We start from the raw sequence: 12,939 nt of genomic DNA on the forward strand, positions 1-12,939 counted from the left end.
CACATAATTTTGTATTAATTCCCCCCCACAACCCACCAGAACGCGCCCTATTGACACTGGCGCCCCCGCGGCCCCCCCAACGCCCACCCCCCCCCCACGGCGGCGCGCGCCGAGGTCGTCGACACCTGGGACGCGGTCGGCATGCGCGGCACCGGCAGCCATGACCTGCGGGTGGACGACGTCGTCGTCCCGGCGGAGTGGACGTTCGTCCGCGGCGGCGGCGCGACGATCGACGAGCCGCTCTACCGCTACCCGGCGCTCGCCTACGCCTCGCAGGTGCTCGCGGTGGTCAACCTCGGCATCGCCCGGGCGGCGCTGAACCACGTGACGGCGTTCGGCGCGGGCCGCGCCGGGCTCACCGGCGGGCCCGTGCTCGCCGACCGCGCGTACGCCCGGATCGCGCTCGCCAAGGCCGAAGCGGACCTCCGTTCGGTGCGGGCGTTCTTCTACGAGGTCACCGAGGAAGCCTGGGAAGCCGCCACGGCGGGAACGCCCGGATCGGAGCAGGTGAGCCTGCTCCGGCTGGCGGCGGCGCACGCGGCCCGCGTCGGCTTCGACGTGGTGCGGGCGGCGTACACGCTGGGCGGCACGTCGGCGATCGAGGCGGACCACCCGCTGCAGCGCCACCTGCGCGACGCGGCGGTGGTTCCGCAGCACGCCTTCCTGACGGAAGGCATGTACGACGCCGCGGGCGCGGTCTTCCTGGGCGCGCAACCCTTTCCCGGATACCTCTAGAGCGTCAGGCGGTCGCCGAGGTCGCGGATGTGGTCGGCGTCGCCGCAGTCGAGGCCCAGCTGACGGCGGCGCTCCGCCACGAACGCCCGCCCCAGACCCGTCCGATCCGAAGTGGACATCGTGCGGCGCAGCTCGTTCAGCAGCCCGCGTTCTTCGCCGCGGACGTGCGCGTCCACGACGTTCTCCAAGCGCAGCAACGCCTTCTCGAAGTCGTCGGCTTCGAGGACCGTCAGGAGGTCGTCGGAGAACGAAACGCCGGGGGAGTCCGGCCGGACGATCCGCTCGGTCGCCGTCGCGTGGGCGACCAGCAGGGCCGCCAGCTCCGCGACCAGGGCCGGGCGGTCGGCCTCGGCGTTGCGCAGGTCCCGGAACAGCTGCTCGAACCGGCGGTGGTCGGCCAGCAGCACCTCGACGAGGTCGGAGCCGGGCGCGACGGCGGCCGGGCCCGGCCGCATCCAGCCGAACGTCAGCTCGACCGCTTGCCGCCAGTGGCCGTACTCGGAGTCGCGGCGGGCCGGGTCCATCGCTGGCAGCCACTGCCCGGCCCGGTGCCAGTTGCGCCGCAGCCCCTCCAGATCCGGCCAGTACCCGACCGACAGCCCCGCCGCGTACGCCGCGCCGAGCGACACCGTCTCCGCCACCATCGGGCGGACCACCGGTACGTCGAGGACGTCCGCGATGCACTGCATCAGCAGGTTGTCGGCGGTCATCCCACCGTCGACCTTGAGCGTCTTCAAGGCCAGGCCGGAGTCGGCGTTCATGGCGTCGACGACCTCGCGGGTCTGCCAGCCGGTCGCCTCCAGCACCGCCCGGGCCAGGTGGCCCTTGGTGATGTACGACGTCAGCCCGGCGATCACGCCGCGCGCCTCGCTGTGCCAGTGCGGCGCGAACAGCCCGGAGAACGCGGGCACGATGTAGCAGCCGCCGTTGTCCTCGACCGTCCGGGCGAGCGTCTCGATCTCCGGGGCGCTGCCGATCAGCTCGAGGCCGTCGCGGAACCACTGCACCAGCGACCCGGTGACGGCGATCGACCCTTCGAGGGCGTACACCGCCGGCTCGTCGCCGATCTTGAAGCCGACCGTGGTGAGCATGCCGTGGGTGGACAGCACGGGTGTCGAGCCGGTGTTGAGCAGCAGGAAGCTGCCGGTGCCGTACGTGCACTTCGCCTCGCCGGGCGCGAAGCACGTCTGGCCGAACAGCGCGGCCTGCTGGTCACCCAGAGCGGCGGCGATCCGGATTCCCGGGACCACGCGTGACGTCGTGCCGTAGACCTCCGTCGACGACCGGATCTCCGGCAGCATCGCGCGCGGGACGTCGAAGAAGTCGAGGAGCTCGTCGTCCCAGTTGAGGGTGCGCAGGTTCATCAGCATGGTGCGCGAGGCGTTGGTGACGTCGGTGATGTGCACGCCGCCGTCGGAGCCGCCGGTGAGGTTCCAGATCAGCCAGCTCTCGATGGTGCCGAAGAGGACGTCGCCGCGTTCGGCGCGTTCGCGCAGGCCGGGCGTGCGTTCGAGCAGCCAGCGGACGCGCGGCGCGGAGAAGTACGTCGCCAGCGGGAGGCCGCACAACTGGCGGACGCGGTCGGCGCCCGGCTCGCGGGCGAGCTGTTCGAGCATGGCGTCGGTGCGGGTGTCCTGCCAGACGATCGCGCGCCCGATCGGGTTCCCGGTGTGCCGGTCCCACAGAACGGTGGTCTCCCGCTGGTTGGCGATCCCGAGACCGACGACCTGCTCCGCGGTGGCGCCGGCGTCGGCCAAGGCCTGCGGGACTATCCTGCCGACGTTGCGCCAGATCTCGGTCGCGTCGTGTTCGACCCAGCCGGGGCGCGGGAAGTGCTGCTGGTGCTCCCGCTGCACGACCGACACGAGCCGCCCGCGCGCGTCGAACAGGATGCACCGGGTGGAGGTGGTGCCCTGGTCGATGGACATCACGTACCGCTGGACCATGGTCCTCCCTTCACCATCGGGACGCGCCCAGGTCGCGGGAAACCGCGCGGGCCGCGTCGCGGACGTGGCCGAGCAGGCGAGGGCTCGGGCCGCCGTCCGGTTCGCAGATGCGCTCCACCGCGCCGAACACGCCGATCGCGCCCACCACGATGCCGCCGTGGCCGCGGATCGGGGCCGCTATCCCCGCCTCGCCCGAGATCATCTCGCCGTTCTCCACCGCCCAGCCCGCCTCGCGTACCTGCGCACACGCGCGCTTGATCGCCGTCTGGGTGACCAGCGTGCGGCGGGTGTACGACTCCGGTGTCGCCTTCAGCGTCGTGTCGTAGGCCAGCAGAACTTTGCCCAGCGCCGTCGCGTGCAGCGGCAGCAGGGTGCCGACGTCCAGGGTCTGCAGGCTGTCGTCCGGGCGGAACACGTGGTGCACCACCAGCACCCGGCCCTCCAGCGGCGCGCCGATCCGGACGGCCTCGCCGCTGCGTGAGGCCAGCGCGTCCGCCCAGTTGATCGCCCGCGAGCGCAGCTCGTTGACGTCCAGGTAGCTCGTGCCCAGGTGCAGCAGCGTGGCCCCGAGCTGGTACTTGCCCGTGTCGCGGTCCTGCTCGACGAACCCGACGCCCTGCAGCGTCCGCAGGATGCCGTGCGCGGTGCCCTTGGCCAGTTCGAGGGACTCGGCGATCTCGCCGACCCCGAGCCGGCCCGAGCCGCGCGCCAGCAGCTTGAGGATGGCGGCGGCGCGCTCGATGGACTGGATCGGACCCGGCACGTCCGCGACCCTAGCCCGACCGGCTCCGATTCGACAATGTCGAACATCGTCTTCGCGCGTTCGACAATGCCGACCGGCGTCCGTTGACCGTCCCGATCGGCGAACCTAGCTTTCATCCACCAGGGGGAACGAACGGTCCTTTGTGGAGGAAAGCAATGGTGCGAAACCTCAAGGCCCACGGACTCGCCGGCGAGATGGCCGCCGAGTTCGTGGGAACGATGATCCTCATCCTGTTCGGGTGCGGGGTGGTGGCGCAGGTCGCCGCCGCGGGCATCGGGGACCACGACAGCATCGCCTGGGCCTGGGGCCTCGGTGTCACGCTCGGTGTCTACGTCGCTTCGCGGATCAGCGGCGCGCACCTGAACCCGGCCGTGACCGTCGCCCTCGCCGTGTTCAAGGGCTTCGACTGGCGCAAGGTCGCCCCCTACGCCCTGGCGCAGACGGCCGGCGCGTTCCTCGCCGCCCTGCTCGTGCGGTGGAACTACACCGAGGTGCTCAACGCCAAGGACCCCGGCCACACCATCAAGACCCAGGGCGTGTTCTCCACGCTTCCGGGTAACGGCACGCTCCCGGTGGGTGACTGGGGCGCCTTCCGCGATCAGATCATCGGCACCGCGATCCTCGTCCTGGTGATCTTCGCGATCACCGACCTCCGCAACACCTCGCCGGGCGCGAACCTGGCCCCGGTCGTCGTCGGCTTCCTCGTCGTCGCGATCGGCATGGCCTGGGGCACCAACGCCGGCTACGCCATCAACCCCGCCCGCGACTTCGGCCCGCGCCTGGCCTCCTGGCTGACCGGCTACGACACGGCGTGGTCCGACCAGTACGGCTTCCCCTACTGGTGGATCCCGATCGTGGCGCCGATCGTCGGCGCGGTGATCGGCGGCGCGATCTACAAGTTCCTCATCGAGCGCCACCTGCCCGCCGGGGAACCCCTGGACGCCATGCCCGCCAAGGACTTCGAGACCGCCGCCTGAGAAGGAGCACGACCATGCCGGACTTCGTCGGTGCCGTCGACCAGGGCACCACCAGCACCCGCTTCATGATCTTCGACCACGGCGGCAACGAGATCGCCCGCCACCAGCTCGAGCACGAGCAGATCCTGCCCAAGCCGGGCTGGGTCGAGCACGACGCCACCGAGATCTGGGAACGCACCCGCTCGGTCATCGCCACCGCGCTCACCAAGGCGAACCTGACCGCGGGGGACCTCGCCGCGCTCGGCATCACCAACCAGCGCGAGACCACCGTCGTGTGGAACCGCCGCACCGGCCGTCCCTACTACAACGCGATCGTCTGGCAGGACACCCGCACCGACCGGATCGCCTCGGCGCTGGAGCGCGGCGGCCAGGGCGAGGTCATCCGCCGCAAGGCCGGCCTCCCGCCCGCGACGTACTTCTCCGGCGGCAAGCTGCAGTGGATCCTCGAAAACGTCGACGGCGTGCGCGAGGACGCCGAAAGGGGCGACGCCCTCTTCGGCACCACCGACTCGTGGCTCATCTGGAACCTCACCGGCGGCCCGGACGGCGGCGTGCACGTGACCGACCCGACCAACGCCTCGCGCACCATGCTGATGGACCTCGAAACCCTCGACTGGGACGACGAGCTGCTGTCGTTCTTCAACGTCCCGAAGCGGATGCTGCCGGCGATCAAGCCGTCGTCGAACTCCGGCTTCGGCACCACCCGCGCGGACGGCCCGCTCGGCGGTGAGGTCGTGCTCACCGGCGTCCTCGGCGACCAGCAGGCGGCCACCGTCGGGCAGGTCTGCTTCCGGCCCGGCGAGGCCAAGAACACCTACGGCACCGGCAACTTCCTGCTGCTCAACACCGGCCACGAGCTGGTGCGCTCGAACCACGGCCTGCTCACGACGCTGTGCTACCAGTTCGGCGACGACAAGCCCGTCTACGCGCTGGAAGGCTCGATCGCCGTCACCGGGTCGGCCGTGCAATGGCTGCGCGACCAGCTCGGCATCATCAGTGGCGCGTCGCAGAGCGAAAGCCTGGCCCGCCAGGTCGAGGACAACGGCGGCATCTACTTCGTCCCGGCGTTCTCCGGCCTGTTCGCGCCGTACTGGCGCTCGGACGCCCGCGGCGCGATCGTCGGGCTCACCCGCGCCACGACCAACGCTCATCTCGCGCGGGCGACCCTGGAGGCGATCTGCTACCAGACCCGCGACGTCGTCGAAGCGATGCAGAACGACTCCGGCGTCACCCTCGACGTGTTGCGGGTGGACGGTGGCGTCACCGCCAACGAGCTGTGCATGCAGCTGCAGGCGGACATCCTGGGCGTGCCGGTGTCGAAGCCGGTCGTCGCGGAGACCACCGCGCTCGGTGCCGCCTACGCGGCCGGGCTGGCCGTCGGCTTCTGGCGGTCGACCGACGAGCTCGAGCAGAACTGGAACGAGGACAAGCGCTGGACGCCGTCGTGGACGGACGAGCAGCGCGCCGAGGGCTACGCGGGCTGGCAGAAGGCCGTCGGCCGCACGCTCGACTGGGTCGACGTGGAATGAGGCCGTGACATGACGAGGAGGAACACCGTGACCGCACTTTCCCCGCAGTACCGCGCGGACGCACTGCGGAAGCTGGTCCGCGAAGAGGTCGACGTCCTGGTCGTCGGCGGGGGAGTGACCGGCGCCGGTGTCGCACTCGACGCGGCGTCGCGCGGGTTGTCCGTCGCGCTGGTCGAGGCCCGCGACTTCGCCGCCGGCACGTCCAGCCGGTCGTCCAAGCTGATCCACGGCGGCCTGCGCTACCTGGAGCAGCTGGACTTCAAGCTGGTGCGCGAAGCGCTCAAGGAGCGCGGGCTACTGCTGCAGAAGCTGGCCCCGCACCTGGTGCGGCCGGTGAAGTTCCTGGTGCCGCTCAAGCACCGGGTGTGGGAGCGCGGCTACATCGGCGCCGGTGTCACGCTGTACGACACGCTCGGCGGCGCCCGGGCGCTGCCCCGGCACCGGCACCTGTCCAAGCGCGGAGCCGCCAAGGTGGCGCCGGGCCTGGCCGACGACGCGCTGATCGGCGCGATCCAGTACTACGACGCGCAGGTCGACGACGCCCGCCACACGATGACGATCGCGCGGACGGCCGCCGAGCAGGGCGCTTCGGTTCTGACGCGGGCTCGCGTGACGTCGCTGCTTCGTGACGGCGAGCGGGTGGTCGGCGCGAAGGTCGTCGACCGCGAAAGCGGCGCCGAGATCGAGGTGCGCGCCAAGACCGTCGTAGCCGCGACGGGCGTGTGGAGCGACGACATGGCGGAGGCAGCCGGAATCCCCGCGCCGTTCACCGTCCGCGCGTCGAAGGGCGTCCACCTCGTGGTGCCGCGGGAGAAGATCGACCTCGACACCGGGCTGATCCTGCGCACCGAGAAGAGCGTGCTGTTCGTCATCCCGTGGGGCCGGCACTGGATCGTCGGCACCACCGACACCGAGTGGGACCTCGACCGCGAGCACCCGGCGGCGAGCCGCGCGGACGTCGACTACGTGCTGGAGCACCTCAACGCCGTGCTCCGGACGCCGGTGACGCACGACGACATCGAAGGCGTCTACGCCGGACTGCGTCCGCTGCTGGCGGCGAAGGCGGCCGCGACGACGAAGCTGTCGCGGGAGCACGCGGTGGCGCATCCGGTGCCGGGCCTGGTCATCGTGGCCGGCGGCAAGTACACGACGTACCGGGTGATGGCCGCGGACGCGGTCGACGTCGTGGTCGAGGAGCTCGGCCGCCCGGCCCCGCCGTCGTGGACCGACCGGCTGCCGGTCGTCGGCGCCGAGGGGTACCACGAACTGTGGGCCGACCGCTTTTCGGTCGCTTCGGCGACGGGGTTGCCGCTGCCGCGCGTCGAGCACCTGCTGCAGCGCTACGGCACGCGGATCTGGAACCTCGTCGAGCTGATCAAGGAGCGGCCCGAGCTGGGGGAGCCGATCACGGACACCTCGGAGTACCTGAAGGTCGAAGCGGTGTACGCGGTTTCCCACGAAGGCGCGCTGCACCTGGAGGACGTCCTGACCCGGCGGACGCGCATCTCGATCGAGGAACGCGACCGCGGGGTCGCCGCGGCCCCGGTGGTCGCCGGGCTGGTCGCCCCGCTGCTGGGCTGGGACGGGCCCAAGCGGGAGCGCGAGGTGGCGAACTACCTCGCGCGGGTGGAGGCGGAACGGTCGGCGCAGGAGGCGCCGGACGACGAGGCCGCGAACGCGACCCGGCTCGCGGCCCCGGCGCTCCTGCCGGGCTGACTCAACCGATCGCCGCCGCCGCGCGTGAACACCCCGGAACCAACCTGACCGGGGAGGAGCAGGGGATGTTCAGAGGTGTATGCGCGCTGGCGGCGGCGATGACGGTGCTCGCCGCGGTCCCGGCGAGCGCGGACGAGGTGACCGGACCGGTGGACCTGGGCACGCTGCCCGGCGGGCTGACCAGCTCGGGGCTGGCGGTGACGAACCACGGGACGGTGTTCGGCACGGCGTACGACGCCGCGTTCCACCAGCACGCGGCGCGGTGGGACGCGGCCGGCCGGGTCGCCGATCTGCGGCCCTCGGACGGCCACGACGAGGTGACCGCCGTCGCGATCAACGAGGCCGGGGTCGCGATCGGGAACTCGATGACCAACGTGCTCGTCGGCCGGGCCACGCGCTGGGACGCTTCGGGCGTCCCGGTGGAACTGCCGCTGCTGCCCGGATTCCCGTACCACCCGTCGACGGAGGCAGCCGCGATCAACGACCGCGGGGTGATCGCCGGATTCGCCTACGGCGCGCCCGGGCCGGACACGGCCGTGCGGTGGGAGACCGACGGCACCGTCACCGAACTCGGCTTCGGCCGGGTCCGGGCGATGAACGAGGCGGGCGCGGTGATCGGCTGGTACGGCGACCAAGCCCGGTACTGGGACCCGGCGGGCAACCTCGTCGAGCTGACCGGCGCGGGCACCTTGTCCGACCTCGACGACGCCGGCACCGTGGTCGGCAGGAGCGGCTCTCACGCGGCGAAATGGGGCCCGGCGGGACACCTCACGGTGCTCGACACCACCTGGGAGTCCAGCTCGGCGCTGGCGATCACCGCCGGCGGGACGATCATCGGCGAGGTGACCGGCAAGGACCGGCAGACGCGGGTGGCGCGCTGGGACCCGGCGGGCCGGCTCACCGTGCTCCCGACGCCGAACGGGGTGCCGAGCCGGTTCACGGCCGTCAGCCGGACGGGCGTCGTGCTCGGCGAAACCGACTGGACTACCTCCGTCGTCTGGGACACCGCCGGGCAGGTCTCGGTGCTTCCGCCGCCGCCCGTCGAGAACGCCTCCTGCCACGGGTACGGGTTGAACGACTGGGAGGTCACGGGTTCTTGTTCCGTGCCCGGCCGGAACTCGCACGCGGTGCTGTGGCGCTTCGGGGAACCGGTCGGCAACTGAGCTGACCGAGGACGTAGCGGGCGTTGGCGGAGATGACCGGATTCGTGTGCCGGTAGTACGGCAGCTGGATCACGGCCATGGCGAGTGCCCAGCCGCGGCCGCGTGTCCAGGTCGCTTCGTCGGCGCCGACGGCGTCGCGGAAGACCTGGCGCGTGGCCGCCGTCAGCAGGTTCCACGCCGGGATCAGGTCGCACGCCGGGTCGCCGACGCCCGCGGTGGCCCAGTCGAGGACGCCGGTCAGGCGGCCGTCGCGCAGCAGCAGGTTGCTCGGCATCAGGTCGGAGTGGACCCAGCAGGGCGGCCCGGTCCACTGTGGAGCTTCGAGGGCTTCGGTCCAGACCGCGAGGGCCGCGTCCGCGTCGAACGGCTCATCGGTGCGGCTCAGCTGGTCGATCGCCCGGCGAGTGGCCCGGTCGACCGGGGCCAAGGGCTTTCCGCGGTAGGCCGGGGGACCGTCCGCGGAGCGCGCCCGCAGCGCGAGAACGAACTTCGCCAGTTCACGCGCCGGTGCGGCCCGGCCTTCGAGCGCGGGTTCGCCGTCAAGCCAGCGGTGCACCGCCCACGGCCACGGGTAGCCTTCGGCGGGCTCGCCGATCGCGACGACGGCCGGCACCGGCACCGGGAGCTGCGGGAGTGCGGTGAGGACGCGGTGCTCCTTGGCCACGTCCCCGGCGCCGCCCGCGGTGAGGGGGAGCCGGACCGTGAGGTCGTCACCCAGGCGGTACACGGCATTGACCGTCCCGCCGGAAGCCAGGGGAGTGATCGGGAGGTCCGCCCACCTCGGGTACTGGGCCCGCAGCAGCCGCCTGACCAGCGCGGGGTCGATGACGTGCTCGTCGGCGTGCATCGGCATGGCTCCACCGAACCACGCACGTCAACGGCATTTGCGTGAGCCGGAGCACCCCGGATTGCACGATGATGCATAGGCGTGCATAATCATTCGCATGTCCAAGGTGCTCACTTCCCTGCCCGTCGGCGAGCGTGTCGGTATCGCCTTCTCCGGTGGCCTCGACACTTCCGTAGCGGTCGCGTGGATGCGCGACAAAGGCGCGGTCCCCTGCACCTACACCGCCGACATCGGCCAGTACGACGAACCCGACATCGAGTCGGTGCCCGGCCGGGCCGGGCAGTACGGCGCCGAGATCGCGCGGCTGGTCGACTGCAAGGAGGCCCTCGTCGAGGAGGGGCTCGCGGCGCTGACCTGCGGCGCGTTCCACATCCGCACCGGCGGCCGCAGCTACTTCAACACCACCCCGCTCGGCCGCGCGGTCACCGGCACGCTGCTGGTGCGCGCCATGCTCGAGGACGACGTCCAGATCTGGGGCGACGGCTCGACCTACAAGGGCAACGACATCGAGCGGTTCTACCGCTACGGCCTGCTGGCCAACCCCTCCCTGCGCGTCTACAAGCCGTGGCTCGACGCGGACTTCGTCACCGAGCTCGGTGGCCGCAAGGAGATGTCGGAGTGGCTGCTGGCCCACGACCTGCCCTACCGCGACAGCACCGAGAAGGCCTACTCGACCGACGCCAACATCTGGGGCGCCACCCACGAGGCCAAGTCGCTGGAGCACCTGGACACCGGCATCGAGATCGTCAAGCCCATCATGGGTGTGGCGTTCTGGGACGCCGACGTGGAGATCGCCCCCGAGGACGTCACGATCGGTTTCGAGCAGGGCCGGCCGGTGACGATCAACGGCAAGGAGTTCGCCTCCGCCGTCGACCTGGTGCTGGAGGCCAACGCCATCGGCGGCCGCCACGGCCTGGGCATGTCCGACCAGATCGAGAACCGGATCATCGAGGCCAAGAGCCGTGGCATCTACGAGGCGCCCGGCATGGCCCTGCTGCACGCGTCCTACGAGCGGCTCGTCAACGCCATCCACAACGAGGACACCCTCGCCAGCTACCACAACCACGGGCGGCAGCTCGGCAGGCTGATGTACGAAGGCCGCTGGCTGGACCCGCAGGCGATGATGCTGCGCGAGTCCCTGCAGCGCTGGGTCGGCACCGCGGTCACCGGCGAGGTGACGCTGCGCCTGCGCCGCGGTGAGGACTACTCCATCCTGGACACGACCGGGCCGGCGTTCAGCTACCACCCGGACAAGCTGTCGATGGAGCGGACCGAGGACTCGGCGTTCGGCCCGGTCGACCGGATCGGCCAGCTGACCATGCGCAACCTCGACATCGCGGACTCGCGGGCCAAGCTCGAGCAGTACGCGAGCATCGGCATGGTCGGCGGGAACTCGCACCCGAAGCTGATCGGCGCGGCCCAGGCGGCCTCGACCGGGCTGATCGGCGCGATGCCCGAGGGCGGCGCCCAGGTGATCGCCTCGCGCGGCAAGACCGACGACGTCGAGCTGCTCGACAGCGCCGCGATGGAGTTCGGCACGGACTGATTCCGCAGTCCCGAAGGCCACCACGCGAGATCGTGGTGGCCTTCGGTGTCTTCAGGGGACGAGCACGACCTTGCCGGTGACGGTGCCGGATTCGGCCAGGGTCAACGCCTTCGCGGCTTCGGTCAGCGGGATCCGCGCCGCGACCTGCGCCTCGAGCTGTCCCTTCGCGGCCAGGTCGAAGACGGCGGTGAGATCTTCGGCCAGGCGCGCGCGGAACCGGGTGAGGTTCCGCTTGCCGCCCCAGACGTTGTAGAAGTGCGTCCGGCGGCGGTTCGGGAGCGCGTTCCACCACAGCAGCCGGGCGACCAGCTTGAGCACGGCCGGCTTCGGGTTGCCGCCGGTGTCCTTCGTGGACGCGCTGCCGTAAGCGACCAGCGTGCCGCCGGAGGCGAGCAGCCGGAACGAGTCGACGATGCCGGGTCCGCCGACGTGGTCGAAGACGGCGTCGACACCCTGGGGTGCCAGTTCGCGGACCCGGGCCGGGACGTCGCCGCGGTAGTCGACGGCGGTCGCGCCGAGCGCGGTGACGACGTCGAGGTTGCGGGCCGAGGCCGTGCCGATCACCGTGATCCCGGCGGCTCGGGCCAGCTGCACGAGTGTCGTGCCGACGCCGCCGCTCGCGCCGTGGACCAGGATCGTGCCGCCGGCCGGCACCCGCGCGATCCGGTGCAGCATCTGGTACGCCGTGATGCCGTTGACCACGAACGTCTCGGCGTCGGCGGCGTCCAGCGCGTCGGGCACGGGCACCAGGTCGGCGGCGGGGACGACGAGGTGGCTGCTCCACCCGCCGATCTTGGTCATGGCGGCCACGCGGCGGCCGACGAGCGCGGGGTCTTCGGCTTCGAGGACCGTGCCGACGACGTCGTACCCGGGTACGAACGGGAACGGCGGCTGGTCGTAGTACTTCCCGCGGCGCATCTGCTGTTCGGCGAACGAGATCCCGCTCGCCTCGACGCGGACGAGGGCTTCGCCGGCGCCGGGCCGTGGCAGCTCGCGGTGCTCGACGCGCAGGCCGTCCGGCTCGACGAGGCCGGGGAGGACGATTTCGGTGGTGGTGGTCATGGTGCTGTCCTTCCGAGGATGTGAGTGACTGGTCAATCACTCGATGGGCGTGCGAAAAGATGTGCCGGCGGGGATCACTTTTTGCCGGGGTGGCGGATGCCGGCGGAGAGCACCGCGGCCCACTCGCCGGCCCGCTCGTCGAGGTCGAGGGTGGCGATGAGGTGGCAGAGCTGGCCGTAGGCGATGAACCGCTGGACCTGGTCGTCCGGCGCGCCGGACCGGTCGCGGGCCAGGTCGGTGACCTTGGCCAGGCCGCGGCGCACGGCGTCGGCGATCTCGGGCGTGTCGGCGGCCGACTGGGCGTGCACCTGCAGCATGAGCAGGTTCCGGTCGGCGATCAGCTCGGCGTACGCGCCGCCCATCTCGTAGAGGATCTTCTCGGGGTCGGTGTTTTCGGCGCGGGCGGCCCCGTTCGACAAGGCGTGGGCGACGAGCTCGTAACACCGGTCGAGCGCGGCGACGAAGAGGGAAACCTTGCCGGGGAACAACTTGAAGACGTAGGCGGGGGAGATGTCGGCCCTCGCGGCCACGGCACTGATCGGCGTGCTGTGGTACCCGCTCCGGGCGAACACGGCGATGGCGGCGTCGACGACGACGTCCCGCCGGGCGTCGGAGGTGGAGAGGGTGGCACCGCGCTTGGTCATGTGAGTGACTG

11 protein-coding genes are annotated in these 12,939 nt (G+C 71.4%); 6 read left to right on the forward strand and 5 right to left on the reverse strand.

Annotated elements, in window-relative coordinates:
* The first annotated feature begins 141 nt into the window (after positions 1-141).
* Complete coding sequence (locus AB0N03_RS47430; RefSeq protein ID WP_364387239.1) at positions 142-735, forward strand: acyl-CoA dehydrogenase family protein; 594 nt, start codon at positions 142-144, stop codon at positions 733-735.
* Here the strand turns inward: AB0N03_RS47430 and glpK (AB0N03_RS47435) are convergent.
* The gene (gene glpK / locus AB0N03_RS47435; protein WP_364387241.1) at positions 732-2,681 is read right to left on the reverse strand and encodes a glycerol kinase GlpK; all 1,950 of its coding nucleotides are present in this window, start codon (positions 2,679-2,681) and stop codon (positions 732-734) included. The genes AB0N03_RS47430 and glpK (AB0N03_RS47435) overlap by 4 nt on opposite strands.
* Before the next feature lie 10 nt (positions 2,682-2,691).
* Positions 2,692-3,444 carry an IclR family transcriptional regulator gene (locus AB0N03_RS47440; protein WP_364387243.1) on the reverse strand — a complete coding sequence of 251 codons (753 nt, stop codon included), beginning with the start codon at positions 3,442-3,444 and terminating at the stop codon, positions 2,692-2,694.
* A gap of 155 nt (positions 3,445-3,599) precedes the next feature.
* On the opposite strand from AB0N03_RS47440, the gene AB0N03_RS47445 reads away from it, so the two are divergent.
* The 4 genes from AB0N03_RS47445 to AB0N03_RS47460 all read left to right on the forward strand — a co-directional run bounded on the left by AB0N03_RS47445 (position 3,600) and on the right by AB0N03_RS47460 (position 8,829).
* On the forward strand, positions 3,600-4,421 hold the full coding sequence (locus AB0N03_RS47445; protein WP_364387245.1) for an MIP/aquaporin family protein: 822 nt from the start codon (positions 3,600-3,602) through the stop codon (positions 4,419-4,421).
* A gap of 14 nt (positions 4,422-4,435) precedes the next feature.
* A complete protein-coding gene (gene glpK, locus AB0N03_RS47450) occupies positions 4,436-5,950 on the forward strand; it encodes a glycerol kinase GlpK (protein ID WP_364387247.1) in 1,515 nt (504 codons plus the stop codon).
* A 9-nt stretch (positions 5,951-5,959) separates the two neighbouring features.
* On the forward strand, positions 5,960-7,666 hold the full coding sequence (glpD, locus tag AB0N03_RS47455; protein ID WP_364387249.1) for a glycerol-3-phosphate dehydrogenase: 1,707 nt from the start codon (positions 5,960-5,962) through the stop codon (positions 7,664-7,666).
* A gap of 65 nt (positions 7,667-7,731) precedes the next feature.
* The gene (locus AB0N03_RS47460) at positions 7,732-8,829 is read left to right on the forward strand and encodes a hypothetical protein (RefSeq protein ID WP_364387251.1); all 1,098 of its coding nucleotides are present in this window, start codon (positions 7,732-7,734) and stop codon (positions 8,827-8,829) included.
* Here AB0N03_RS47460 and AB0N03_RS47465 read toward each other — a convergent pair.
* Positions 8,753-9,676: an aminoglycoside phosphotransferase family protein gene (locus AB0N03_RS47465; RefSeq protein WP_364387311.1), complete on the reverse strand. Its 924-nt coding sequence runs from the start codon at positions 9,674-9,676 to the stop codon at positions 8,753-8,755. The two genes, AB0N03_RS47460 and AB0N03_RS47465, sit on opposite strands and share 77 nt — an antisense overlap.
* 97 nt (positions 9,677-9,773) lie before the next feature.
* On the opposite strand from AB0N03_RS47465, the gene argG reads away from it, so the two are divergent.
* On the forward strand, positions 9,774-11,222 hold the full coding sequence (gene argG / locus AB0N03_RS47470; RefSeq protein ID WP_364387253.1) for an argininosuccinate synthase: 1,449 nt from the start codon (positions 9,774-9,776) through the stop codon (positions 11,220-11,222).
* Positions 11,223-11,273: 51 nt separating this feature from the next.
* Here the strand turns inward: argG and AB0N03_RS47475 are convergent, their stop codons facing one another.
* Together AB0N03_RS47475 and AB0N03_RS47480 are read right to left on the reverse strand one after the other, a co-directional pair.
* Positions 11,274-12,284: a medium chain dehydrogenase/reductase family protein gene (locus AB0N03_RS47475; RefSeq protein WP_364387255.1), complete on the reverse strand. Its 1,011-nt coding sequence runs from the start codon at positions 12,282-12,284 to the stop codon at positions 11,274-11,276.
* 74 nt (positions 12,285-12,358) lie between these two features.
* A complete protein-coding gene (locus AB0N03_RS47480) occupies positions 12,359-12,928 on the reverse strand; it encodes a TetR/AcrR family transcriptional regulator (protein WP_364387257.1) in 570 nt (189 codons plus the stop codon).
* Positions 12,929-12,939: the final 11 nt, after the last annotated feature.

Origin of the sequence: Amycolatopsis sp. NPDC051061 (assembly GCF_040682935.1) — a bacterium.
In the GTDB taxonomy this organism is placed as follows: Bacteria; Actinomycetota; Actinomycetes; order Mycobacteriales; family Pseudonocardiaceae; genus Amycolatopsis.

Bases quoted from the DNA above. Each gene is read 5' to 3' on its own strand.
- AB0N03_RS47460 (WP_364387251.1), top strand. From the start codon at position 7,732: ATGTTCAGAGGTGTATGCGCGCTGGCGGCGGCGATGACGGTGCTCGCC.
- AB0N03_RS47475 (WP_364387255.1), bottom strand. From the start codon at position 12,284: ATGACCACCACCACCGAAATCGTCCTCCCCGGCCTCGTCGAGCCGGAC.
- glpK (WP_364387241.1), bottom strand. From the start codon at position 2,681: ATGGTCCAGCGGTACGTGATGTCCATCGACCAGGGCACCACCTCCACC.
- argG (WP_364387253.1), top strand. From the start codon at position 9,774: ATGTCCAAGGTGCTCACTTCCCTGCCCGTCGGCGAGCGTGTCGGTATC.
- AB0N03_RS47465 (WP_364387311.1), bottom strand. From the start codon at position 9,676: ATGCACGCCGACGAGCACGTCATCGACCCCGCGCTGGTCAGGCGGCTG.
- AB0N03_RS47445 (WP_364387245.1), top strand. From the start codon at position 3,600: ATGGTGCGAAACCTCAAGGCCCACGGACTCGCCGGCGAGATGGCCGCC.
- glpD (WP_364387249.1), top strand. From the start codon at position 5,960: ATGACGAGGAGGAACACCGTGACCGCACTTTCCCCGCAGTACCGCGCG.
- AB0N03_RS47480 (WP_364387257.1), bottom strand. From the start codon at position 12,928: ATGACCAAGCGCGGTGCCACCCTCTCCACCTCCGACGCCCGGCGGGAC.
- AB0N03_RS47430 (WP_364387239.1), top strand. From the start codon at position 142: ATGCGCGGCACCGGCAGCCATGACCTGCGGGTGGACGACGTCGTCGTC.
- glpK (WP_364387247.1), top strand. From the start codon at position 4,436: ATGCCGGACTTCGTCGGTGCCGTCGACCAGGGCACCACCAGCACCCGC.